General features: G+C 36.8%; 24 protein-coding genes. 13 read left to right on the top strand and 11 right to left on the bottom strand.

The window, feature by feature from the left end:
* Positions 1–114 precede the first annotated feature (114 nt).
* Positions 115–1,035: a tetratricopeptide repeat protein gene (locus tag FFS26_RS15965; RefSeq protein ID WP_137905537.1), complete on the top strand. Its 921-nt coding sequence runs from the start codon at positions 115–117 to the stop codon at positions 1,033–1,035.
* A gap of 439 nt (positions 1,036–1,474) precedes the next feature.
* On the opposite strand, the gene FFS26_RS15960 is transcribed toward FFS26_RS15965, so the two are convergent.
* Both FFS26_RS15960 and tpx read right to left on the bottom strand, forming a co-directional pair.
* Positions 1,475–1,852: a helix-turn-helix domain-containing protein gene (locus FFS26_RS15960; protein WP_137905536.1), complete on the bottom strand. Its 378-nt coding sequence runs from the start codon at positions 1,850–1,852 to the stop codon at positions 1,475–1,477.
* Between the two features lie 394 nt (positions 1,853–2,246).
* A complete protein-coding gene (tpx, locus tag FFS26_RS15955; protein WP_171006332.1) occupies positions 2,247–2,816 on the bottom strand; it encodes a thiol peroxidase in 570 nt (189 codons plus the stop codon).
* Between the two features lie 286 nt (positions 2,817–3,102).
* Here tpx and FFS26_RS15950 point away from each other — a divergent pair, with 286 nt between their 5' ends.
* The 6 genes from FFS26_RS15950 (at position 3,103) to FFS26_RS15925 (ending at position 8,007) form a co-directional block, all read left to right on the top strand.
* A complete protein-coding gene (locus FFS26_RS15950) occupies positions 3,103–4,734 on the top strand; it encodes an NADP-dependent glyceraldehyde-3-phosphate dehydrogenase (protein WP_120231606.1) in 1,632 nt (543 codons plus the stop codon).
* 155 nt (positions 4,735–4,889) lie between these two features.
* Positions 4,890–5,399: an RNA polymerase sigma factor gene (locus FFS26_RS15945; RefSeq protein WP_137905535.1), complete on the top strand. Its 510-nt coding sequence runs from the start codon at positions 4,890–4,892 to the stop codon at positions 5,397–5,399.
* A gap of 10 nt (positions 5,400–5,409) precedes the next feature.
* Positions 5,410–6,225, top strand: coding sequence for a hypothetical protein (locus FFS26_RS15940; RefSeq protein ID WP_137905534.1), 816 nt, complete (start codon positions 5,410–5,412; stop codon positions 6,223–6,225).
* Positions 6,226–6,288: 63 nt separating this feature from the next.
* Positions 6,289–6,648, top strand: coding sequence for a hypothetical protein (locus tag FFS26_RS15935; protein WP_110010416.1), 360 nt, complete (start codon positions 6,289–6,291; stop codon positions 6,646–6,648).
* Between the two features lie 245 nt (positions 6,649–6,893).
* Positions 6,894–7,403, top strand: a complete 510-nt coding sequence (locus FFS26_RS15930) for an RNA polymerase sigma factor (RefSeq protein ID WP_110010415.1) — start codon at positions 6,894–6,896, stop codon at positions 7,401–7,403.
* 13 nt (positions 7,404–7,416) lie between these two features.
* On the top strand, positions 7,417–8,007 hold the full coding sequence (locus FFS26_RS15925; RefSeq protein WP_137905533.1) for a hypothetical protein: 591 nt from the start codon (positions 7,417–7,419) through the stop codon (positions 8,005–8,007).
* 44 nt (positions 8,008–8,051) lie between these two features.
* On the opposite strand, the gene FFS26_RS15920 is transcribed toward FFS26_RS15925, so the two are convergent.
* Positions 8,052–9,590: a S41 family peptidase gene (locus FFS26_RS15920; protein WP_137905532.1), complete on the bottom strand. Its 1,539-nt coding sequence runs from the start codon at positions 9,588–9,590 to the stop codon at positions 8,052–8,054.
* A 171-nt stretch (positions 9,591–9,761) separates the two neighbouring features.
* On the opposite strand from FFS26_RS15920, the gene FFS26_RS15915 reads away from it, so the two are divergent.
* Entirely contained in the window at positions 9,762–10,859 is a 1,098-nt protein-coding gene (locus tag FFS26_RS15915; protein WP_137905531.1) for an MBL fold metallo-hydrolase, read from the top strand.
* On the opposite strand, the gene FFS26_RS15910 is transcribed toward FFS26_RS15915, so the two are convergent.
* Complete coding sequence (locus FFS26_RS15910; protein WP_047433564.1) at positions 10,860–11,147, bottom strand: GNAT family N-acetyltransferase; 288 nt, start codon at positions 11,145–11,147, stop codon at positions 10,860–10,862.
* Positions 11,148–11,675: 528 nt separating this feature from the next.
* On the opposite strand from FFS26_RS15910, the gene FFS26_RS15905 reads away from it, so the two are divergent.
* The 4 genes from FFS26_RS15905 to FFS26_RS15890 all read left to right on the top strand — a co-directional run bounded on the left by FFS26_RS15905 (position 11,676) and on the right by FFS26_RS15890 (position 15,306).
* Positions 11,676–12,134: a hypothetical protein gene (locus FFS26_RS15905; RefSeq protein WP_137905530.1), complete on the top strand. Its 459-nt coding sequence runs from the start codon at positions 11,676–11,678 to the stop codon at positions 12,132–12,134.
* A 105-nt stretch (positions 12,135–12,239) separates the two neighbouring features.
* Positions 12,240–13,145 (top strand): helix-turn-helix domain-containing protein, encoded by a 906-nt coding sequence (locus FFS26_RS15900; protein ID WP_137905529.1) that lies wholly within the window; start codon positions 12,240–12,242, stop codon positions 13,143–13,145.
* Positions 13,146–13,231: 86 nt separating this feature from the next.
* Positions 13,232–14,233 carry an aldo/keto reductase gene (locus tag FFS26_RS15895; RefSeq protein WP_137905528.1) on the top strand — a complete coding sequence of 334 codons (1,002 nt, stop codon included), beginning with the start codon at positions 13,232–13,234 and terminating at the stop codon, positions 14,231–14,233.
* A gap of 80 nt (positions 14,234–14,313) precedes the next feature.
* Entirely contained in the window at positions 14,314–15,306 is a 993-nt protein-coding gene (locus FFS26_RS15890) for an MBL fold metallo-hydrolase (protein ID WP_137905527.1), read from the top strand.
* A 332-nt stretch (positions 15,307–15,638) separates the two neighbouring features.
* On the opposite strand, the gene FFS26_RS15885 is transcribed toward FFS26_RS15890, so the two are convergent.
* The 7 genes from FFS26_RS15885 to FFS26_RS15855 form a co-directional block, all read right to left on the bottom strand.
* Positions 15,639–16,031, bottom strand: a complete 393-nt coding sequence (locus tag FFS26_RS15885) for a DoxX family protein (protein WP_110010407.1) — start codon at positions 16,029–16,031, stop codon at positions 15,639–15,641.
* Positions 16,032–16,069: 38 nt separating this feature from the next.
* The gene (locus tag FFS26_RS15880; protein ID WP_137905526.1) at positions 16,070–16,846 is read right to left on the bottom strand and encodes a DUF1223 domain-containing protein; all 777 of its coding nucleotides are present in this window, start codon (positions 16,844–16,846) and stop codon (positions 16,070–16,072) included.
* A 301-nt stretch (positions 16,847–17,147) separates the two neighbouring features.
* On the bottom strand, positions 17,148–17,912 hold the full coding sequence (locus tag FFS26_RS15875) for a LytR/AlgR family response regulator transcription factor (protein WP_110010405.1): 765 nt from the start codon (positions 17,910–17,912) through the stop codon (positions 17,148–17,150).
* Positions 17,893–18,906 (bottom strand): sensor histidine kinase, encoded by a 1,014-nt coding sequence (locus FFS26_RS15870; protein ID WP_137905525.1) that lies wholly within the window; start codon positions 18,904–18,906, stop codon positions 17,893–17,895. Before FFS26_RS15870 ends, FFS26_RS15875 begins: the two co-directional genes overlap by 20 nt.
* 77 nt (positions 18,907–18,983) lie before the next feature.
* Entirely contained in the window at positions 18,984–19,427 is a 444-nt protein-coding gene (locus tag FFS26_RS15865; protein ID WP_137905524.1) for a hypothetical protein, read from the bottom strand.
* The gene (locus FFS26_RS15860) at positions 19,424–20,407 is read right to left on the bottom strand and encodes a heme-binding domain-containing protein (protein ID WP_137905523.1); all 984 of its coding nucleotides are present in this window, start codon (positions 20,405–20,407) and stop codon (positions 19,424–19,426) included. Before FFS26_RS15860 ends, FFS26_RS15865 begins: the two co-directional genes overlap by 4 nt.
* A 172-nt stretch (positions 20,408–20,579) precedes the next feature.
* On the bottom strand, positions 20,580–21,326 hold the full coding sequence (locus FFS26_RS15855) for an SDR family oxidoreductase (protein ID WP_171006331.1): 747 nt from the start codon (positions 21,324–21,326) through the stop codon (positions 20,580–20,582).
* A 100-nt stretch (positions 21,327–21,426) separates the two neighbouring features.
* Between FFS26_RS15855 and FFS26_RS15850 the strand changes: the two genes are divergently transcribed.
* The gene (locus tag FFS26_RS15850) at positions 21,427–21,762 is read left to right on the top strand and encodes a winged helix-turn-helix transcriptional regulator (protein WP_110010401.1); all 336 of its coding nucleotides are present in this window, start codon (positions 21,427–21,429) and stop codon (positions 21,760–21,762) included.
* Positions 21,763–21,969: the final 207 nt, after the last annotated feature.

The following is a 21,969-nucleotide window of genomic DNA, read 5'->3' as shown; positions in this document are numbered from 1 at the left end:
CTTGGCCTGTGCTCTGAATGGCATCCACATAAAATTAAAGTTTCTATTTAAAAATATAGTAAAGTTTTTTTATTTTTAAAATTCAATAAAAACTAGAAATTTATATACACAAAAATGAAAAAATACCTTTTTAGTCTACTTTTCGGAACTTTATTTTCAATATCTGCTTTTGCCTGCCTGAATGGAGAAAAAATGGTTTTAGCCAATCAAGAGATACTATATGTTGATTTTGATGGTGAAGTTCCATACGGACACCAGATTGGTGGTAAAGAAGAATTAGAAGAGTTTTTGGTGAAGCTGAAAAAAGGATATGATAAGACAAAAGATGTTGATTATTTGTCGGACGAAGGATATATCTTAATTCTTTTAGGGAGATATCAGGAAGCAATTGATCTATATAGGAGGATTGAAACTTTACAGCCTGGCAGATACTCTACAGCATCCAATATAGGTACAGCTTATGAGCTGATAGGAAACAATAAAGAAGCTCTGAAATGGATTGAAACCGCGGTAAAGATAGAACCTCATTCTCACTTAAAATCTGAATGGATTCACCTTAATATTTTAAAAGCTAAAATTAGTGGCAAATCTATCTCATCCACCGATCTTATTGGAAAAGATTTTGGGAATGGGAAAGCTCCTAAGTCCACATTAAGCAAGGATGATCTTCAATTGCTTAAAATGCAGATCTTTTATCAGCTGAATGAGAGAATGACTTTTGTAAAACCTAAGGATCCAATTGTAGCACAGCTTTTATTTGACCTTGGAAATATTGCTTTATTGATGAACCAGAAATATGATGCTGAAAAAAGCTATCTGCAGGCCAAAAAATATGGTTTAGAAAATCCTGTTTTAAAAGAAAGAATGAAGTTGTCTTCTCAAACACTCGTAAAAAATAAAAAAAGGATTCCCGGAAATCTGAAGGCAGCAGAAGAATTCAATTGGATAAGTATTATGTTTTCTGTTTTATCATTGATCATATCTGGTTTTATTATTTTTAAATTCAGAAAGAAAATATTCTCATGGTTTGAATAATATTGTTGATAGATGAATAAATATATAAAAGTAAATACAAATTAAGATTTTTCAGCAAGTGGAGCGTTGTCTGTTTTCCCACAGATTTTACAGATAACACAGATTTTTTTATTGGAATGACCCTTTAAAAATAACCAACGTTCAATTTTATCGTAGATAAAATCCTTGCGCCTTAAAAAATATATTTTAAATATCATTTTGCGCCTCTGCGTTTACCAACAAAAATGTTTTTTTGACGCAAAGCTTTTAATTATTATTCGTTTTAAAATAAGGAAGCAAAGGGATGTGGCTGCGCCACTGATGAAGCGGGATGTAAAACGGCAGCTTCATAAAATCAATCTTGATTGATTCTTCTTTGCCCGCTTGAGCACCGTATTTCTTTAATTTGATCTTTGCGTTTTCAACTACGGTAAAAAAACTCAGCAATTTGCTGAGTTTTTTATTTTTTCTTAAGGGCATTTAGCTCCTCTTGTAATCTCTGGTTTTCTTTTTTCAAGATTTCTATATAATCTCTTTGGCTTTCTAGAAGGAACTCTGGAACGTTACAATAAAGATTACCATTTATGTTATTTCCAAAACCACTACTTCCAGTAATATTATCAAAATGATTGATCTGCTTTGCTTCCTCTTCTTCAAAGATTTCCTCTATGGGAACTTCCAGAAAACGGGCAATTTTTTCCCATTCATCATTGAAAATCCTTACATCTCCACTTTCTTTTCTGCTGTAGTTAGAGACATCTGTGGCGATGATATCTGCAATCTGTTGTTGCGTGATGCCTTTTACTTTTCTTGCATTGCGTAGTTTTTCTTTTTGCATGACCCGTATTTTCTACAAATATGCAAAATTTTTGTTGGAGAATTGCAAGAGTATAAAGTTTTTGTGCTTCATTTTTTATTTGAAATTGCAAGAACATTTCGTTTTGGCTCAATGTGAGGTTTTCAGTAAGTATTACGTTATTCTTTCCCACAAATCTCACAGATCTTTTTTATATTTATCTGCTTAATCCGCCTAATCTGCGGGAGAATATTGAGATTGCTTCACCTTCGGGTCGCAACGACAGTGGTGGTGTGAAATTTTATCGGAGATAAAATCCTTGCGCCTTACAACAGAAAGTTTTTAATGTCATTTTTCGCCTTAGCGTTTTTCCAACAAAACAATTATAACATAAAAAAACTCAGCAATTCGCTGAGTTTTATTTTTAAGCCATTTATTATTTCACAGCCGCAATAGCCGCTTCATAATTCGGTTCCTGAGAAATATCCGGCACTTGTTCTTCATAGATAATATTACCTGAAGGATCTATCACCACAACTGCTCTGCTCAGAAGCCCTTTCATTGGAGAATCTACCAGTTCCACACCATAATTCCAGCCAAAGTCTGAACGGAAATCGGAAAGCATGATTACGTTTTTAATGCCTTCTGCGCCACAGAATCTTTTCTGGGCAAACGGCAGATCTTTGGAAATACAAAGGACTACCGTATTGGGAAGGTTTCCAGCCTCTTCATTGAAATGATGTACAGAAGCAGAACAAACACCGGTGTCTACGCTCGGAAAGATATTCAGAATAACGTATCTTCCTTTGAAGGAGTCCAGGGTCTGGTCATTCATATTCACATCGGTAAGGGTAAATTTAGGAGCCGGTTTATTCAGTGCCGGCAATTTGGCATAAGTATGAACTTCTTTCCCGCCCATTAAAACTGTATTGATCGCTTTAGATTTTTGAGCAAAGCCCACCGCAGAGAAGAATAGCAGTGTGCCGCAAACTAATTTTGAAAACATGAAATTTATTTTTAAGCTAAATTATTCTTTTTTCAGGAGCTAAGATTAATTTTAATTCAAATAGATCGAATCTATTGTCAGATTATTTTTTTCAACACAATTTACTTTTACCTTTATATTATTAAACAGGGTTGTTTCAAAGGTGTCATTCTGAATGAAATAAAATGTAATGAAGAATCTCATATAAAAATCAATAAAGATTCTTCATTCGTCAGAATGACAAAAGTCAAATAATTTAAATTTTGAGACAATCTCAATCTTATCACATAAAAAAATAGAAAGATTTATGAGTTCAGAAAATACAGCATCATTTCATCACAGCATTTTTAAAGGAGAAAACGAAATTCCGGAAGAATATAAAGTTCCGGTCATCCATCAGAGAACCTATCTTTTGAATGGAGAACTGGTAGAGTGGAAAGGAGATGTCACGGAAATTTATTCCCCGGTATGCATCCCCACAGAAAACGGATTGGAAAGAAAACTTCTGGGAAGTATTCCGAATATTGGTCCGAACGAGGCGATGGAAGTTCTCGAAGCTTGTGTAAAAGCCTATGATAACGGACTTGGCGAGTGGCCGACAATGTCTGTGGAAGGACGTATCAAATGCATGCAGAAATTCGTATATCTGATGATCCAGCAGAGAGATCTGGTTATCAGACTACTGATGTGGGAAATCGGAAAGACACTGGCCGATTCTACCAAAGAGTTTGACCGTACGGTAGATTATATCAACCAAACCATTGATGCATTAAAAGATCTTGACAGGGAATCTTCCCGCTTTCAACAGGCAGAAGGAACCATTGCACAGATCAGAAGGGCTCCGCTTGGCGTGGTGTTAAGTATGGGACCTTTCAATTATCCTCTCAATGAAATTTTTACCACATTGATTCCGGCTTTGATCATGGGAAATACCATCCTGTTTAAACTTCCAAAACATGGCGTCCTTGCTCATTATCCTTTATTGAACGCTTTCAAAGAAGCCTTCCCGAAAGGAACGGTGAATACATTATATGGAAAAGGTTCAGAAATCATCACTCCGATTATGGAAAGCGGAAAAGTGAACGTTCTGGCTTTTATCGGTTCCAGTAAAGTGGCGAACGGATTAAAAAAATTACACCCGAAAGTGAACCGTTTAAGAGCCATCCTGAGTCTGGATGCTAAAAATGCAGCCATCGTTACTAAAAATGCGAATCTTGATGTAGCGGTAAGTGAGTGTATTTTAGGAGCACTTTCTTTCAACGGGCAGCGTTGTACAGCATTGAAACTGATATTTGTTCAGAAAGAAGTGGCATTGGAGTTTACAGAGAAATTAAGTGCTGCTGTCTCTGCTTTGAAGGCTGGGCTGCCATGGGAAAAAGAGGTGAAAGTAACTCCACTTCCGGAGGTCAATAAACCGGCTTATCTGAAAGAATGTATTGATGATGCTTTACAGAAAGGAGCTGCAGTACTGAATAAAGATGGAGGCTATACAGATGAATCTTTTGTTTTCCCGGCAGTTGTATATCCTGTAAACAGTGAGATGAAACTTTATCATGAAGAACAGTTTGGTCCTGTGATTCCTGTTGTTCCCTTCGAAGATATAGAAGAGCCTATAGAATATCAGGTGAATGCCTCCCACGGAATGCAGGTAAGTATTTTCAGTGAAGATCCTCACGAAGTAGCAAGACTGATTGATCCTTTTGTAAATCTTGTAAGCCGTGTCAATATCAACTGTCAGGCACAAAGAGGTCCCGATGTTTTTCCATTTACAGGAAGAAAAGACAGTGCGGAAGGAACACTTTCTGTTTTTGATGCACTCCGTTCATTCTCCATCCGGTCTCTGGTGGCGGCAAAACTGACAGATTCCAACAAAGAGCTGTTGAATACTATTGTCAGAGAACATGATTCTAACTTTTTAAGTACAGATTATATTTTCTGATTCTGACTGAAACTGTATTTAACATAAAATAAAAATCCTCAATAAACACCTTGATTTGTTGAGGATTTTTTTAACTTAATACCGGAAATTAGAGTTTTGTGTTATAATAGGATGACATTTTTTATAAATGTCATCTAAGGATCAGTGTGTAAATCATGTCTTCACCCGAAAAAGAATTTTTAGAGAAAATTGAAAAACACAAAGGTGTTATTTTCAAGATCTCTAAAATGTATATGGATAATAAGGACGACCAGAATGACCTCTACCAGGAGATCATTTACCAGGCCTGGAAATCATATGGTGATTTTCAAAAGAGGAGTGATTTCTCCACATGGCTGTACAGAACTGCGCTCAACACAGCCATTGTTTTTTTGAGAAGTGAAAAAAAACGTAGTTTTATACAAAATCAGAATGTGGATGGGCTGAGTGCCAGGCAGGAACCTTATAATGATACTGATGATATGAATATGAAGAGGATGTATGAAGCCATCCATCAGTTGAGCCCCATTGATAAAGCCCTCATATTTTTCTTTTTAGAGGGTTTTTCCGGAAAAGAGATTGCTGTACAGCTGGGAATTACTGAAGTGAATACACGGGTAAAGCTGAAGAGAGCAAAAGAAAAGCTGAAAGAGATCATTACCAGACAGGGAACAGATTCCTATTAAAAATAACACTATGGATTTAGAAAATTTTAAAGAACTTTGGAATAAAGATACAGGACAGGAATCCCCTGAAATTTCTCTGGAAAAACAGAAGGAAATACATTCTCCGCTGCAGATGCTGAAAGTGAATATGGAAACTGAATTCTGGCTGATGATTGTAACACTGCCTTTGCTGTTAACAGGTTTTCCTTTCGCCTCTAAGGATTCTAATATTAAAACGATTTCAGTATTTGTCACGATCCTGACCGTTGCTATTATTGTTTATTTTTATTCCCGCTTCCTGAAATTGTATAAGCTGCTTGGAAAAAACAGTACCAATACAAATTATGATCTGTTTACGCTCAAAACGCAGCTTCTCATCTCGAAAGAAATTTATATCTCATATTATATTTCTTATATCCCGCTTGGATTTCTTTTGTCTCTGATCCAGATCAATTTTCATTTTGACAGGGAATATAACCTGGCTATTTTCGGGATCAGTCTTCTGATTACCCTTTTGTTGATTGCTTTCATTATCAGATACTGGATCTATTATATGTACGGAAGATACATTGATGATGTAGTGCGTTGGGTAGATGAACTGAATGGAATTGAAGTAAGACCAAAACGTGAAAAGAAAAAAACATGGTTTGAACGTTCACAGAAATTTTTCATGAATAAAATGGGAATTAAAGGAAACATCCTGAATACCGTCATATGGTTTGTATCCATGTATTTTTTTATCATTTTATTGCTGACCGTTGTTCTGCTGATCATTATCATAGTGGGAGCAAAATTTGATTTTCTGGATATCGGTTCATTACAGCGAGCTTTAAATAAACTGAATTAGAAATGACTGTATCTTCTGTAAAATTTCTATCTTTAGAACATTGAGTTGTAAAAAAAATATTACATGGATGATTTTAAAAATCAGATGTATTCTATAGAAGAATTTCTGGAGCTTGTAAAGAACAAGCAGGACAGGAAAGCAGCCTTCGACCCGGAATATAATTATGCAGTTTATTCTTCAGCAGACGAATTTAAGCCCGGAATGAAAATTTTTATCGGAGATCCTTTGGATATTGGTGGGGATGATAATGAAATCTTACCTGATTTTGTTTTTCATAACAAGCTCCATTATATGTGTTCTGATGAAAATATTCAGGATGTGGTAGATCTTGCTTTCAGACAGCGTGCTGATATTAGCTCTTCTCAGCTTATCACAGCTCTGAACCATTATCTTGAAAAAGATGATTTCTTAGATTTTAAATAATAAAAGAAGTAAATACACAAAAAACAATCACCTGATATGAAAAAATATCAGGTGATTGTTTTTTTCTCCTAACTGGTCAGGTCAGAAAAAATTATTTCGACTCATGCTATTCCGGGGAAATAGTAAAAAGCTTAAAAAACACACAATGAGACCTGGCAGTATTTTCTGTCAGGTTTTTTTATTTCTTTTGTAAAAATCTGTAACAATTTTTTTAAACGAAAACTAACTCTATAGAGTAAATGCCCATGACCTCATTAGAACAAGAGTTTATAAGTCAGATTGAAAAGCATAAAGGAATTCTGTTTAAGATTTCTAAAATGTATATGACTGAAAAGGATGACCGCGATGATCTTTTTCAGGAGATTACCTATCAGCTTTGGAAAGCATTTCCGGGTTTCAGAGGTGAAAGTGAATTTTCAACATGGCTATACAGAATTGCTTTGAATACAGCTATTATTTTCCTGAGATCAGAAAAGAGAAGAAGCTTTATCGCCCATGAAGACTTTTCTAACCAAATTATTATTCAGGAAGACTATGATTACCGTAAAGAAGAGCGCCTGGCTGAAATGTATCAGGCTATTCATCAGCTTAATCCTATCGACAAGGCCTTTATTTTTTATTATCTGGAGGATTTTTCAGGAAAGCAGATTGCCGAACAAATGGGGATTTCAGAGGGCAATGCAAGAGTGAAAATGAACCGGGCCAAAAATAAACTTAAAGATATCTTAAGCCAAATAAAAACCAACCAACATTAAAATCAGTAAACCAATGAATATCGATGAATTGAAAAATACCTGGAACGAAGATATTGTGGAGGAAACTCCTGAAATAAGTATAGAACAGAGGAATAAATTACATCTCCCCCTGGAAAAGATACGTAAAAACATGCGTGTGGAATTCTGGTGGATGATAGGAATCTTTGTCTTTGCTTTTCTGGTGTGCTCTGTGTGCAGACCATTTAAACTTCAGTTGTATATAACAGTTTTGATTGCCTCCATGCTTTTGGTTACCGTTTTCTTTTTCAGTAAGTTCTTTACATTGTACAATGAAATCAGTAATCCCGCACCTAAAACTTATGATTCTTTGAAAGATCTCGTGATGCAGCTTAATCTTAACAAACAGTATTACCTCTCATACTATATCAGTTTTGCCCCATTTCTGGTATGTGAAATCCTGATTGTCCTGGAGTTTATCCCGTGGCCAAAACCTTTGAGTGAACTGAAGATTGCAGTAGTGTTAATTAGTACAGTAACCGTAGGCTTATTTTTGCTTTATATTGTTGGAAGGTTCTGGTATCAGCGCTATTATGGAAGATACATCCAATATATTGAAAATCTTTTAGAAGAATTAAAAAGGTAGAAGAGGTTTTCGGCGGGCTGAAAGCCCGCCGAAACCTATATTCATTACTGCCCTTTATGTTCTTTTTCTTTGGCAATTTCGTTTTTTATCCAATCCAGTTGCGGATCTTTTTGATCAATAATATCCTGCATATTTTCAGTAATAGTTACGTCCGGAACAACCCCTTTCCGTGAATCTGAAAAATTAATATTAGGCTGCACCAAAAGCAGCCCAATCGGAAATCTGATTTCAGAATTGGGCAGCTTCTGGTAGGAATAAAATCCGGCCACAGTTCCGTCATTGGCACCACCTGTTTCTTCTCCCACAAGCGTTGCTCTTTTATCATTCTTAAGTTTGGCGGTAATAATAGACGATGCCGAGAAACTTCCTCCGTTAATCAGTACAAAAATTTTTCCATGGAAGGCATCCTTTTTGGGTTTTGTAGGTTTATCAGCTTTCATCTTGTAGAATACTTTTCCATCCTTTTTATAGGTACTGAAAGTCTGCGCAAGAAAAAAACTCGGATAAGCGATACTTTTAAGAGCATACTCTAAAGGAGTACTTTTTCTGAAATAATTGGTGCGTAAAGGTGCATTTCTTGAAGTTAGCTGAGAGGGTTTTATCAGCGTAAACGGCTCATCAGCTAAATACGAATACAGATTATTGATTTCATATAATGAACCGCCGTAATTGTTTCGGACATCGATGATGAGGTAGGAAGATTTTGAATGGTTGATGCTGGCAAAAGCTTTTTTATAAAACTTATCTGAGTAATCCCTTGAGAAGCTTTTTACCTTAATATAAGCAATAGTACTGTCTTTATCCAGAAACCGGAAACTTCTGTTATAAGAATTACTGGAAGCTACATAGTCGTTCAGTTTCTTTTCCGGGGTCTTTTTCTGCATTTCCTTATCCTTTTCAAGATCAGCGTCAGATTTTGTTTCTCTGGTTAAGGTATACGTCTTTTTTTCTCCCTGGTATAGGGTTTCAAGAGTAGCTTTGCTGTCAAATCCATTTTCGGCAGTATAAAAATTAAAGAACAGATCTTTTAAAAAATACGGGTGGAAAGTGGTATTATCACCATCACTGCTGATCAGACTTCTGTACTTTTTTATATAATCAGATACAGGTACATTATTGATGGATAAAATTTCAGTTCCCGGCTTTATATGCTCAATAGAATCTTTGTTTTGAATGATATACATTCGGTCTCCCGATATATAATATTCAAAACGGCTGAACATTCCTTTTTGATGTTCCAGCCTTTTAATTTCTTCTTTCGTGAATTTCTTTCTGGGAATTCTCAATGAAAGATGTCCTTCACGAATTCCGGCAATGACAGGCTGAAGTTTGAAATAAAACTGAAGTGGGGTAAGAGATTCGGTGATCGTTTGCTTGAGACTGTCAAATTTACGCTCCAGTTCCTTTCTGGGAATATACCAGTATAATTGAGGGTGCATTTGCTGTAATTTTGAATACGCAAAGTCCACATCCTCTTTAAGTTGCTCCGGTGGAATACATGAAGCCCGCTGTTCGTTGTGTTTTTTTACAGAGGCACAAGACGAAAAAATAGCGAGAAGAAATATTACCGAATAATTTTTCAATGTATCTGAGTTTTTTTAGGGTGCTAAAATAAAAAGTTTAAAATTAATCCCGACTTAAATGAATAATAAATTTTTAAAATACATGATAAATTTAGTTAAAAAATGGAGTAAAATGGAATATATTTTCATTTAAAAACAAAAGTCAATACATTTGATATTTATTTTGTACAAATGATTTATTGGATTATTACGTGTATAGCTGTTTTGACGGTAACTTTTTTTATCGTGATCAATATGAAGGCGTTTGGCGGCGTGCCAAAAGGAAAAAGGCTGAAGCGCATCAGGCAGTCGAAACTCTATAAAAACAGACAATTCCAGAATATCAGCCATACACCTTCCCTTACAGAAGGCTACAAAATGTCAAAAGTGACTTATGATTTCTTTTTAGGAAAAAAAGATCCGCTGCTGAAACCTTTGAAAGAAATTCCAGCTCTTCATACCGATTTGAAAAATTTGGATAAAAATCAGGATGTATTGATCTGGCTGGGGCATTCCTCTTATTACCTGCAGACAGATGGCGTTTCATTTCTGATAGATCCTGTTCTGAGCCTTTACGGCTCACCTTTCAAATACTTTAATAAAGCTTTCAAAGGCTCAGATATTTTTAAACCTGAAGACATTCCCGGCATAGATTATCTGGTCATTACACATGATCATTTTGATCATCTGGATTACCCAACGGTAAAATCGATTGAAGAAAGAACAGATATGGCCATTATTCCTTTAGGAGTAGGGGCACATCTGGAAAGATGGGGCTATCCTGAGAGCAAACTTATTGAAGAAGAATGGGGAACAGAAGTTGCCCTGAAAAATGATATAAAAATTGTTTTCACTCCTGCCAGACACTTTTCCGGCAGAAAAGTGAGACAGAATGATACGCTTTGGAGTTCTTACGTACTGATAACACCTACTAAGAAAATTTTCCTGGGAGGAGACAGCGGCTATGATTCCCATTTTAAAGCAATAGGCGAGCAATACGGACCTTTCGATTATGCTGTCCTTGAAAACGGACAATATGGAGAGGCATGGCGGTATATTCATACCTTACCGGAAGATGTTATTCAGGCTGCTATTGATCTTAAAGCACAGCGTATCATCCCGGTTCATGCTGCAAAATTTGCTCTTGCACTTCATCCGTGGAATGAACCTTTAGAAAAGATAACCACCCTTGGAAAAGAAAAACAATTGAATATCCTCACCCCGATGATCGGTGAGGTGGTAGATCTGAATCAGTCAGAACAAAAGTTTACAGCCTGGTGGGAAAGCTGATCAGGCATGCCAGATTTCCTTATACCTTGCGGGATGATTTTCAAACTGCTGTCTTACAAAATCGCATTCCGGGTCTACAAGCAAATCTTTTTCTTCTGCATAGCGTACCAGCTCGTCCAGCAATAGTTTGGCATATCCTTTTCCCTCACGCTCTTCATCAAGTTTCGTATAAAATACAATAAGCAGTCTTCCATCAACCTCTATGGACATATAACCTGCCTTTTTCCCATCGATAAGTAGCTGCAATTCATCCTGATATTGAGATACCTGAAACTTTATATTTTCCATAACAATGTAAGATTTGGTTGATTAAAAATAATTTTGAGGCCATTCTTTAAAAACATTCTCTTCATTAAAATTACGAAATTAAATGATATCAGATAATAGTTTTTAATAATCTTAACAAATTTTATAACAGAAATGGATAAAGGATAAAGGATAAAGGATAAAAGATAAAAGATATTACCATTAAATATCCATATGTCAGGATCAATAGAGGTGGGCTTTAGCCCGCCATACAATATAATTTCTCGTAGGGCTTTAGCCGAAACTTAAAATAGATCTGTTTTATTATATTGAAAATAATCTACAATTCATTGATTATTAATATTTTTAAAGATTTCATAGGTGGTAATTATTTACGTTCTGAGGATGACTTTAGAATGGTTAATGTTTGTAAATTTTACAAAAAAAACAGAAAATATTTCAAAGAAAATCAGTGGTTTATGATTTTTATTAACAAATATTAGTATTTATATTTAAGAATTGGCACTTTAATTGACTATCCCTTCATGTTTAATTTTAAAGTGGTGTGAAATGAAAAAATTAATATTAACAGCATTATTGGTTGGGACATTTAGTCTGAGTTATGCCCAGTCCGATTATTATAATGATTATAGAAGAAGTATCTCGGACATCAACTGGCAAAGGGTAATTACTGATCTTGTGCTTTCAACAACACAGGCCAATCAGATTTATGTGTTGAATGACAGGTACCGTGATTATGATACGTGGAACAGAGTTTACGTAGTAGAACCTGGAAGATGGAGGAATGACCGTTATTCAGAGCTGGAAAGAATTCTGGGTAGAGAAAAGTATATCCTCTTTAAAAAGAAATATTACAGAGGTCAGAATCCGGTAATCGTCTATGGCAGAAACAAAAACGATTATAAAAAATACCATAAACAACAGGAAAAGTATTATAAAAATCAGGAGAAATACTATAAAAAACAAAATAAACATCGCGGTCACGGACATGACGGTGATTGGGATTAAACCCATTATCAACTCTATCACTTATAACGGCTGACATTTTTGTCAGCCATTTATTTTTCAATATCTGATGTGATTTAATTTGTTTGATTTTTATAACTTTGATCTATGGAATCACACGAGTCACTTAAAGGTTTTTATGAAAGAAATGCTCCCAATCTGGCATCGCAGTGTATCGGGGTCAGTAAAATGGGACACTTCAATGTGTTTTCACGGGAATACTGTTCTCCTCTTACCCCATACAGCAGGAGAGATTATTATAAAATTTCATTAATTATAGGAAAAGGAAAGCTTCATTATGCTGATAAATGGATCAAAGTAGACCGTCCTGCATTATTGTTTTCCAATCCCATTATTCCCTATTCCTGGGAAGCGGATGATGAGGATCAGAAAGGCTGGTTCTGCCTGTTTACAGATCAGTTTCTGCATAACGGAAGCCGTATGGGAAACCTTCAGGATTCTCCGCTGTTCAAGATCGGAGGAACACCTGTTTTCTTTGTAAATGAAGAACAGCAGAAAATACTTGCTGAGATCTATACCAAAATGATGACGGAGATCCAGTCGGATTATATTCACAAGTATGATATGCTGAGAGCATATCTTCATCTGATGATTCATGAGACGATGAGAATGCAGCCGGCAGAAAGTTTCGAACCCTATCAGAATGCTTCACAAAGGGTTGCCTCTTTATTTATGGAATTGTTGGAAAGACAGTTCCCTATCGACAGCCCTGAGGCCTTTTTGAAATTAAAAACCCCGAATGATTATGCCCGGAGTCTTTCCATTCATGTGAATTCTTTGAACCGTTCGGTAAAAGAGATTACAGGGAAAACAACCAGCCAGCAGATCACGGGAAGGATTATTCAGGAAGCCAATGCCTTACTGAAACATACGGATTGGAATATTGCTGAGATTGCCTACGGATTAGGCTTTGAAGAACCCGCTTATTTCACCAATTATTTTAAAAAACAAACCGGAATTACTCCCAATGCCTTAAGAATGGATGTTGTTTGAATTTTATAATTCTTAGTTTGAATTCTATATCAGGGTTGACTTCCTGATGTTCTAATTTTGTCATGTAAAATTAAATCATACCTATCATGAAATTTAAAAAATTAGGAAACACAGAAGAACAGTTATCAGCAATTGGTTTAGGATGTATGGGAATGAGTTTCGCATATGGTCCTACCGACGAGCAGGAAAGTATCAATACCCTGCACAGAGCTCTGGATTTAGGAGTTAACTTTTGGGATACGGCAGATATGTATGCCAATGGAGAAAATGAAAAACTGATTTCTAAAGTTTTAGTACCGAACAGGGATAAGATCTTCATTGCGACCAAATTCGGATTCAGGTTTAAAGATGGTAAAGCAAGCCACAGCGGTGCTCCGGGAACTTATTTCGACGGCTCTCCGGAATGGATAAGACAGGCAGTAGATTTAAGCCTTCAGAGATTAAAGATCGATACAATCGACTTGTATTATGCGCATAGAGTAGATCCGAATGTTCCTGTAGAAGAAACGGTAGGAGCAATGGCAGAATTGGTAAAGGCAGGAAAAGTGAAATATCTTGGATTGTCTGAAGCTTCGGCAGAATCTATCAGAAAAGCTAATAAAATTCACCCTATCGCAGCATTGCAGTCAGAATACTCTATCCTTACGAAAGATGTTGAAAATGAGATTTTACCAGCCATCAGAGAACTGGGGATTTCTTTGGTTCCTTATTCACCGTTGGCAAGAGGACTCTTCACCAATATCTATGATGCACAAAATCTGGGTGATGACGATTTCAGAAAATCATTACCGCGTTATCAGCAGGAATATCTTGAAAATAATACCAAACTGGCTAACGAAATCAATGAGTTGGCAGCTTCCAAAGGAGTAAAAGGAACCCAGCTTGCCTTAGCATGGGTGTTGAATCAGGGAGATGATATTATCCCGATTCCTGGTACAAAACGAATCAAATATCTTGAAGAAAACATTGCAGCCGTCAATATTGAACTTTCTCAATCAGATCTGGATACCATTGATGCCATCCTGAAAAAATACCCTAATGTAGGGGAAAGATACAATGAAGGTTCAATGAAACTGGTGAACAATTAAAGACTATGTTAGATAAAAACTGAGCTTCTTACAATGAAAAAGCTCAGTTTTTTTGTTTTATATTTAAAATGAGTTCGACTATGAACAGAAGAGAATTATTAAAGAACGGATTATTGGCAGGAACATTAAGTATGATTCCTTTTTCCGGTTTACTGGCAGAACAGAAAAAAAGTCCGGTCAAAACAGGAGATGATCTTTCCGGATTTAAAAAACTGCGGCTTGGTGAGCTTGAACTATTTGTTCTCACGGACGGATATATCCACGAAGAAAACCTGAACTCATTCGCTCCCAGAGGAAATGTTACAGAATTGAAATCAATCCTTAAAAACAATTTCAGACCGGAAAATTATATCGATATGGCGATGAATATTCTATTGGTTAAAACAAAGAATAAACTCATCTTATTGGATACCGGAATGGGAATTTTTGCAGATGAAAGAAGCGGATTTTTATTGAAAAGCTTTCAAAAAGCAGGATTTTCCGCGAAAGATGTTACTGATGTCTTCATCTCTCACGCCCATCCGGATCACATTGGCGGAGTTGTGGATAAACAAAATCAGTTTATTTTTCCCAATGCTGATATTTTCATCTCCAAAACAGAACATGATTTCTGGATGAAAGCTTCCATCAAAGATTTCAGCAACAGTGCACTGAAAACACAACCTGGATTTCTTAATCAGATTATTCCTGCAATTCAGAATATTTTGAAAACGATTCAGCCCAAACTGAAGTTTTATGACCTTAATCATACATTGTATGATTATTTTAGTTTCCGGTTAGCTCCTGGCCATACACCGGGATTAACCGTTACAACCATCTCTTCAGGAAATGAAAAGCTGATCTATATTGCTGATCTGATCCATTCTGATGTTGTCTTGTTTCCACACCCTGAATGGGGCTGTTTTGGGGACACTGATCTGGATATCGCAACAGCTTCAAGAAAAAAACTCCTTCAGCAATTGGCAGATACCAGAATCAGAGCGTTTGCTTACCATTTACCCTGGCCGGGCCTTGGTTACACAAAAAAGAAAACATCCGGCTTTGAATGGTTTCCGGAAGGTTTTATGAATTAGGGAATAGGTTGCAGATAGCAGATCGTAGGTTGCAGGTGAGAGAAAAAGAGGATTAGGGATAAGGAATACGTTACCTGGATTAATAAATACGTGCTCAGTATTCCTCCGGAGGGGTGGCAAAAATTCAAAGAATTTTTGACGGGGTGGTTAACTAAACAGCATAATCGATCCCACACATAAATCATCCATAGCAGCGGACTTTAGTCCGCTTTCATAATCAACATTTATTTATTCGGTTTTAACCACAATTTATTGATCATATATAAACAACAGATCCTCCCAGGCAATGGAAGGATCTGTTTCAAACATAAGAAAAAATTAGAGTTTTATCATTAAGCTTCTCCAAATACCAATTCAGGAGAATACAGCTTTCTGAACATGATGTAAGTTACCGTTAACACAGAAAAAGCAACAATTGCATCTACTGTAGACGGAAAACCGAGTACCGCAATTTTTGAAAAGAAAGCAAAAAGAATATCAAAGAACATTCCTGCAAACACCCATTCTTTTAGTCTCAATAATTTATTGGGAAGCAAAAGAACCAGTACTCCGGAGATTTTAAAAATTCCTAATATATAAATGAAATGAGGCGGATATCCAAGCTGTCGCGTAATATCCCATACAACCGGATTTTTTGTCAGTTCAAAGAAACCGCTGGCTCCAAACCATAATGACATAAAAATAGTTCCTGCCCAATAGATAATTTTTGTAGTTTTTGTTTTCATTGTTGTAATTTTTAGTGATAATTAAATTGTGTGGTATTTTATTTAAAAGCTGTTTTTGCTGATCCTGAGATTTCTCCCGTTCTCCTATTCTGAATAAAGGCGATGACTTCCCAGTTTTCCGGAGAAAAGCCTTCCGGAAGTTTAAATGTTGTGATTCCTTCCTGCTGTTTATTCAATGAGATGAGGTTTTGCTTGTGGACAATCTGCCAGTGATGCAGATGGCGTCCTTCATTTTCGCCTTTCCCCACCTCTGTGGAAGAATGTTTTTCAACCAGATTAATGAGCAACATATTCTGAGGATCTGCGGAAGGTGTTTTATATTGAATATCAATTTTATGCTGAGAAATGGCGGCAGATAACTCTACAGGTGTTTTTTTAGAAGTAATCAGAGCTTTTCGGATGGCATTTCTGATATTATTTTCATCAGATCCTACAAATTCTGTTTTTCCGTTCACTACCAGCTGTGGAGTATACACCTGTGAATTCAATATTCGGCTGTACTGCTGTTGCCGTTGAGAGTTTTCAGCCGTACTGAACCGGTCCTTCCATCCGAGTCGGTTCCAGTAATCAACATGGTAGGAGAGAAGGTAAACAGGCTCATCTTTGTATTCCTTTTCGATTTTTCCCATTAGTTCATCTGCAGGAGGACAGCTTGAACAGCCTTCTGAAGTAAAGAGTTCCAAAACAGCGAAACCATTATTTTCTGAAGTGGAATGCTGTGCTGTCTTCTGATCTTTATTTTGATGAATAAATGCTGAGGCTGCAAATAATACTGCGGTAAAAGCGCTTACTGTAATTAAGTTTTTTAGTATCATGTCTTTTAATTTGATTCAAAAGTAGACACCTGATAAAGGCAAAAGAATACAAAACAGGTTCAACCGGACAAATTAAGAGGTGAATCCGGAAATTGTGAGGGGAAGTATTTTAAGATGGGAGCGGGAAGCTGGAAGTTTTTGCAGTGTGAAAAGAAATAGCTTTTTATTTTTTAATATAAGCCAGGAAGCTTAAAAAATTAACAATAGAAAACCCTGATCATCTCAATCAGGGCTATAGTATATTTAAATAAAAATTTTATTGATTATAAAGCCTTCAAGTACTTCCAGCTTCCTTTCTCCTCTACCTGTCCTCCAGCCACGTAAAGAAACTATGCGTTTTTTCTTTATTAATTAAAAGTTTTTCGGGAGTTTCAACGGTAAGTTTTACCAGTATTTTACGCTGAAAATAATGCTCCATTTCTTTAATCGCTTTAAAATTAACGAGATATTGCCTGTTGACTCTGAAGAATTGTTTATCGGAAACCTGTTCCGCCACCTGCCCTAAAGGCTGGGTAAGAGGAAACTGTTCCTTTGTGAATGTAACCAGATGGGTGATCTCATTATGAATATAAAAATAAGCAATGTCTTCGGTAGGAATGGTGGTGTATTTCTGATTTTTAAAAACCAGAAAACTACTCTTACCTGCGGCAGCAGGCTGGCTGATTTTCTGTATCAGAGACTCCAGGTCCGGAAGTTCATTTTTCTGGAAGAATTTTTTCAGTTCATCAACTTTTCGCAGGGCTTCAGCAATATCTTCCCTGGAAAATGGTTTTAAAACATAATCAACTCCTTTACTTTTAAAAGCATCCAGCATATACTGATCAAAGGCAGTACAGAAAACCACAGGGCAGGTAATCTCCACCGATTTGAAAATTTCAAAGGAGAGTCCGTCCGAAAGATGGATATCCATAAAAATAAGGTCAGGTTTGATCTCCTTTAAGCCTTCAATACTTGTTTCGATACTGTCGTAAACACCCAGTATCTTTGATTCCGGTTTTAAGTCTGAAATTAAATTCTGCAGGGATTTTGCCGCCCTGAATTCATCTTCAATAATGATTATATTCATGGATTAATGGTAGTTTTATCTGAAATGTTTTTTCGTCTGAATGAATGGTAATATCCTTTTCCAATAAATGTTTGTAGCGCATTTTAATATTGTCCAGCCCAACTCCCAAAGAATCTTCAGGAGTTACTTTTCGCTGTATAGGATTTTCGATCACGATATTATCATCAGCACTATAAATTGTAATGTGCAGAGGTTTGCTTTGAGAAACAATATTATGTTTGATACAGTTCTCCACCAATAGCTGAAGGGTAAAAGGAGGAATAAGCGTTTGAGCAGTTTCTTTTCCAAGTTCGTTGGTAAACTTAATCCCTTCTCCAAAACGGGCTTTCTGAAGAAAAAGATAAGAATCCACGATTTTCATTTCTTCCTGAACGCTGATCAGATCCAGCTTACGGCTTTCCAGCGTAAAACGGTAAAAATCAGAAAGTTTTACAATAAAATCAACGGTTTCTTCGTCATGAGTCTCTGCCATTAATTTTAACGTATTCAAACTGTTGAAAAGAAAATGCGGATTGATCTGCTGCTTTAATAATTCATACTGAGCACCCAGATTATCACTCTTTATCTTTTCCAGTTCAAGCTGTATCTGCTGCCCTGTATAGTTGTTCTGAAGCAGCGTAAGAAACATATAGCAAACCAGGTTGATTAAAATTCCCCTTACTTCCACCATCAGCATTACAGGACCAAAATTGATATGAGACAGAATCAGCTGCTGAATCCATGCCAGTCCAAACATAATCACCATCCCGAAAGCCAGTACCACCATCAATCTGGAATAAGAGATATGCTGTCTGCGTTTTCCTGTACGGTTCAGCATATAGATATTGATATACCACATGATGACGGAAAATGCTGCTGTAATGGCCGAGTTTACCGCGGCCTCTTTCCAGTTGAACTCATGAGACGCCAGCTGGGGTACAGAAGATAGAACTCCCAGGAAAATGGAGCTTATCCAGATGATGGCCGGTGAGATTTTTATTTTTTGCTGTTGCATGAAATCTGCTGATTTGAAAAGGTTAAATTAATGTTTTTATTGGAAATATTATGATAAATAGTGAAACAGAAATTTTATTATGGCCTCGCTACAGGACGGTAGCTCATGAAATACTGTATTCTTTCTTTTGGGTTTGAGAAAGTATTCTCAGGCTGATCATTTTTAAGATCATAAGAGACATTTCCGGCACTGTCTGCCTGAACAGTTTCGATACTTACCAGTTCTCCGGTGATGGTTCCGCCAATATACTGAGGATTGTCATGGTATTTCCAGGTAACCAGTTTCATCACAGCACCTGCTTCAGGTGCCTGCTTTTCCCGTGATAAAGATTCCAGTGCTTTTTCATTTCCGTACAATGCCGACATCGTTTTCTTCTTAGGGTTTAAAGAATTGGAGATGAATTGGAGATTTCCCGGGTCAAAAACAACCCTTGAAAGGCCATTATTCGTATTACTATTTTCTTTGCTGCAGGCGGTAAGAGAAACAAGGCTTACCAATAAGATCAGGATTGTATTTTTCATTTTTTCTGTAAATTTTGAATGAGTCTTTGAGTGTTTACTTTCATGGGAACATCAAATAGATATCCTGTTTTTTCAGCGAGTTGTCTGTGGCAGGCAATGCAGGATTCTTTGGCGAAGGACGCCGTTTTTCCTGTCGGATGAAGATCATCTCCTGAAAATTTTGCAAATCCCCAACCCTCAGTATCTTTATATTGTCTGGAATCTTTTACCATAAACTGCGCATTGATAAACTTTCCGGGTCTGATTTCCCCATCCGGAAGCTCTTCTTGTTTCCATACGGATTTTACTACTACACTTCCGTCCGGCCACGGGTGAAAATTCTCTGTTTCCACAGCCTTTACCGCAATATCATTTCCATAAATTACGCGGATAGAGTTATCAAACAGCGTACTCATACTGATTACTTTCCAGTTTTTAAAATCATCGGTATATCGAACCCCGTTGGGAGAAACCGGGAATTTTGCTGATGCCGGAACAGTTACATTGGATGAGACTTGAGGGGGCTCAATCTTTTTTTGAGCAGATAGGCCTACTGAGGATAATGAAAGTGTATACTTTTTGATCGTTTCAATATCTTTTGCTGTAATCCTGGCTGAGGGATGCAGAAGGGTGTACTCATGGAGAGGCATTTTACCACTTTGCATCATATTGAGAATAGCATACATCTTTCCCTGATGTTCTGCAGGAGATAACTTTTCCCATTCTGAGAAGTTCAGGACTTCTCTGGCTCTTTTGATATCTTTGTTTACAGCCCAGGAAACAGGAGCAAGTTTATCATACCAGCTTAAATTCTGCTGATTGGAATGACAGCTGAAACATGAGTTTTCAAGAATACTGATCACTTCCTTTGGGGCTTCAATTTTTCCTGTAACTGGTCTCCCTTCCAAAGGTGCACTGAATAGCTGCAACCCTCCGAAAATACCTAGTATAGCCAGAAATACGATGGCAATGGGATTTCTTTTTTTCTTTACGGTATCCATAATGAGTATTGTTTTATTTTTCTGGATCAAAAGTAGGCGGGTAGTACATGCTGTGAAACGGAAAACTGTCCGAGCTGGACAAATCAAAAGGCGAATCCGGAATTTTTAACCCCGAAAATCTACAAGAAAAATCCCGGTAACACAATTACCGGGATTTGATTAAATCTGTTGTTTATAAAGTAATACCACCATCTATCACAATTTCAGTTCCGGTGACATACCCGGAAGAATCGTTGTCGGCTAAATAAATAACCAGTTTCGCAACTTCCTCAGCAGTTCCCATTTTCTTTAATGGGATCTGATCTATAAGATGATTTTGAATATTTTTCAACGTTTCTTCATCCAGACCCGCCTTACTCATGATCTCGGTTTGTATAGGACCAGGACTTATCATATTTACTCTGATTTCTCTTGGAGCTAATTCTGCGGCGGCTGTTTTTGCAATGGAGTTCAATGCTGCTTTGCTTGCCTGGTAAGCGGAACTTTTGGGTTTATAGGTAGAAGCCACAATAGAAGATAAAAAGATGACAGAAGCACCATCATTTAATAATGGAATGAATTTGCTTAAAGTAAAATAAGCTCCCCTGAAATTGATGTTCATCACCAGATCAAAATTTTCGGTATCCATTTTTTCAATAGGAGTCAACGTACCTGTAATTCCTGCATTGATAAACAGGATGTCTATTTTCCCGAATTGTTTCTCAATATTTTCTTTTAAAAGATCAATATCGTTAAGGTTGGCCTGATCTGCGATAAAAGGAATGGCACCAAGTGAGCGGGCTGCTATTTCTACAGCATCTTTTCGCCTTCCGGTAATGATCACGGTTGCTCCTTCTGAAATAAGTTCTTTTGCCGCAGTGAATCCGATCCCGCTGTTTCCTCCTGTTACGATAGCCAGTTTGTTACTGAATTTTTTCATTGTAAATTTTTTGACAAAGTTATTTCAAAATGGTATACTTTTGTAACCAGTATCACAGAGTATACCAGTATCATTCGTGATATCACTTAACTTTGCAATTATGGAAAGAGATCAGAATGAAGAACTCAGGGCATTACAGGATACCCTTTATTTTATCGGAGGCAAATGGCGTATTCCTGTTATCAATTCACTGTGTAACGGGAACAGACGCTTCAGGGAAATTGAAAGGAGTATTCCCGGAATTACCACCAGAATGCTTTCTAAAGAACTGAAAGATATGGAACTGAATAAACTGCTAAAACGCACCGTTTATCCCGAAACTCCTGTTTTAATAGAATATGAACCCACAGAATACTGCCGAACCTTTGGAAATATCATCCAGGAAATGATCAACTGGGGCAGGGAGCATAGGAGAGTGATTGTGGAGGATAGATAGGTGAGAGGTTGCAGGCAGTAGATGTTAGGTTGTAGGGATTAGGAATGCACCGACCTCGATGAGTAAATAGGTACTCAACATTCCCCTCCTCTGGACTATCGTGTGGACAGATCTTTAAAGATTTTGTAAGCTTTGGCTATATCTTTAAAACATTTGAGTCCAATCCACAGGGTTGTAATACCCGGATGCCTGTTGCTTTCGTATCCT

The organism is Chryseobacterium sp. 2VB (assembly GCF_005503635.1).
Taxonomy (GTDB): domain Bacteria; phylum Bacteroidota; class Bacteroidia; order Flavobacteriales; family Weeksellaceae; genus Chryseobacterium; species Chryseobacterium cupriresistens.
This window is presented reverse-complemented; position numbering and strand designations above follow the sequence as displayed.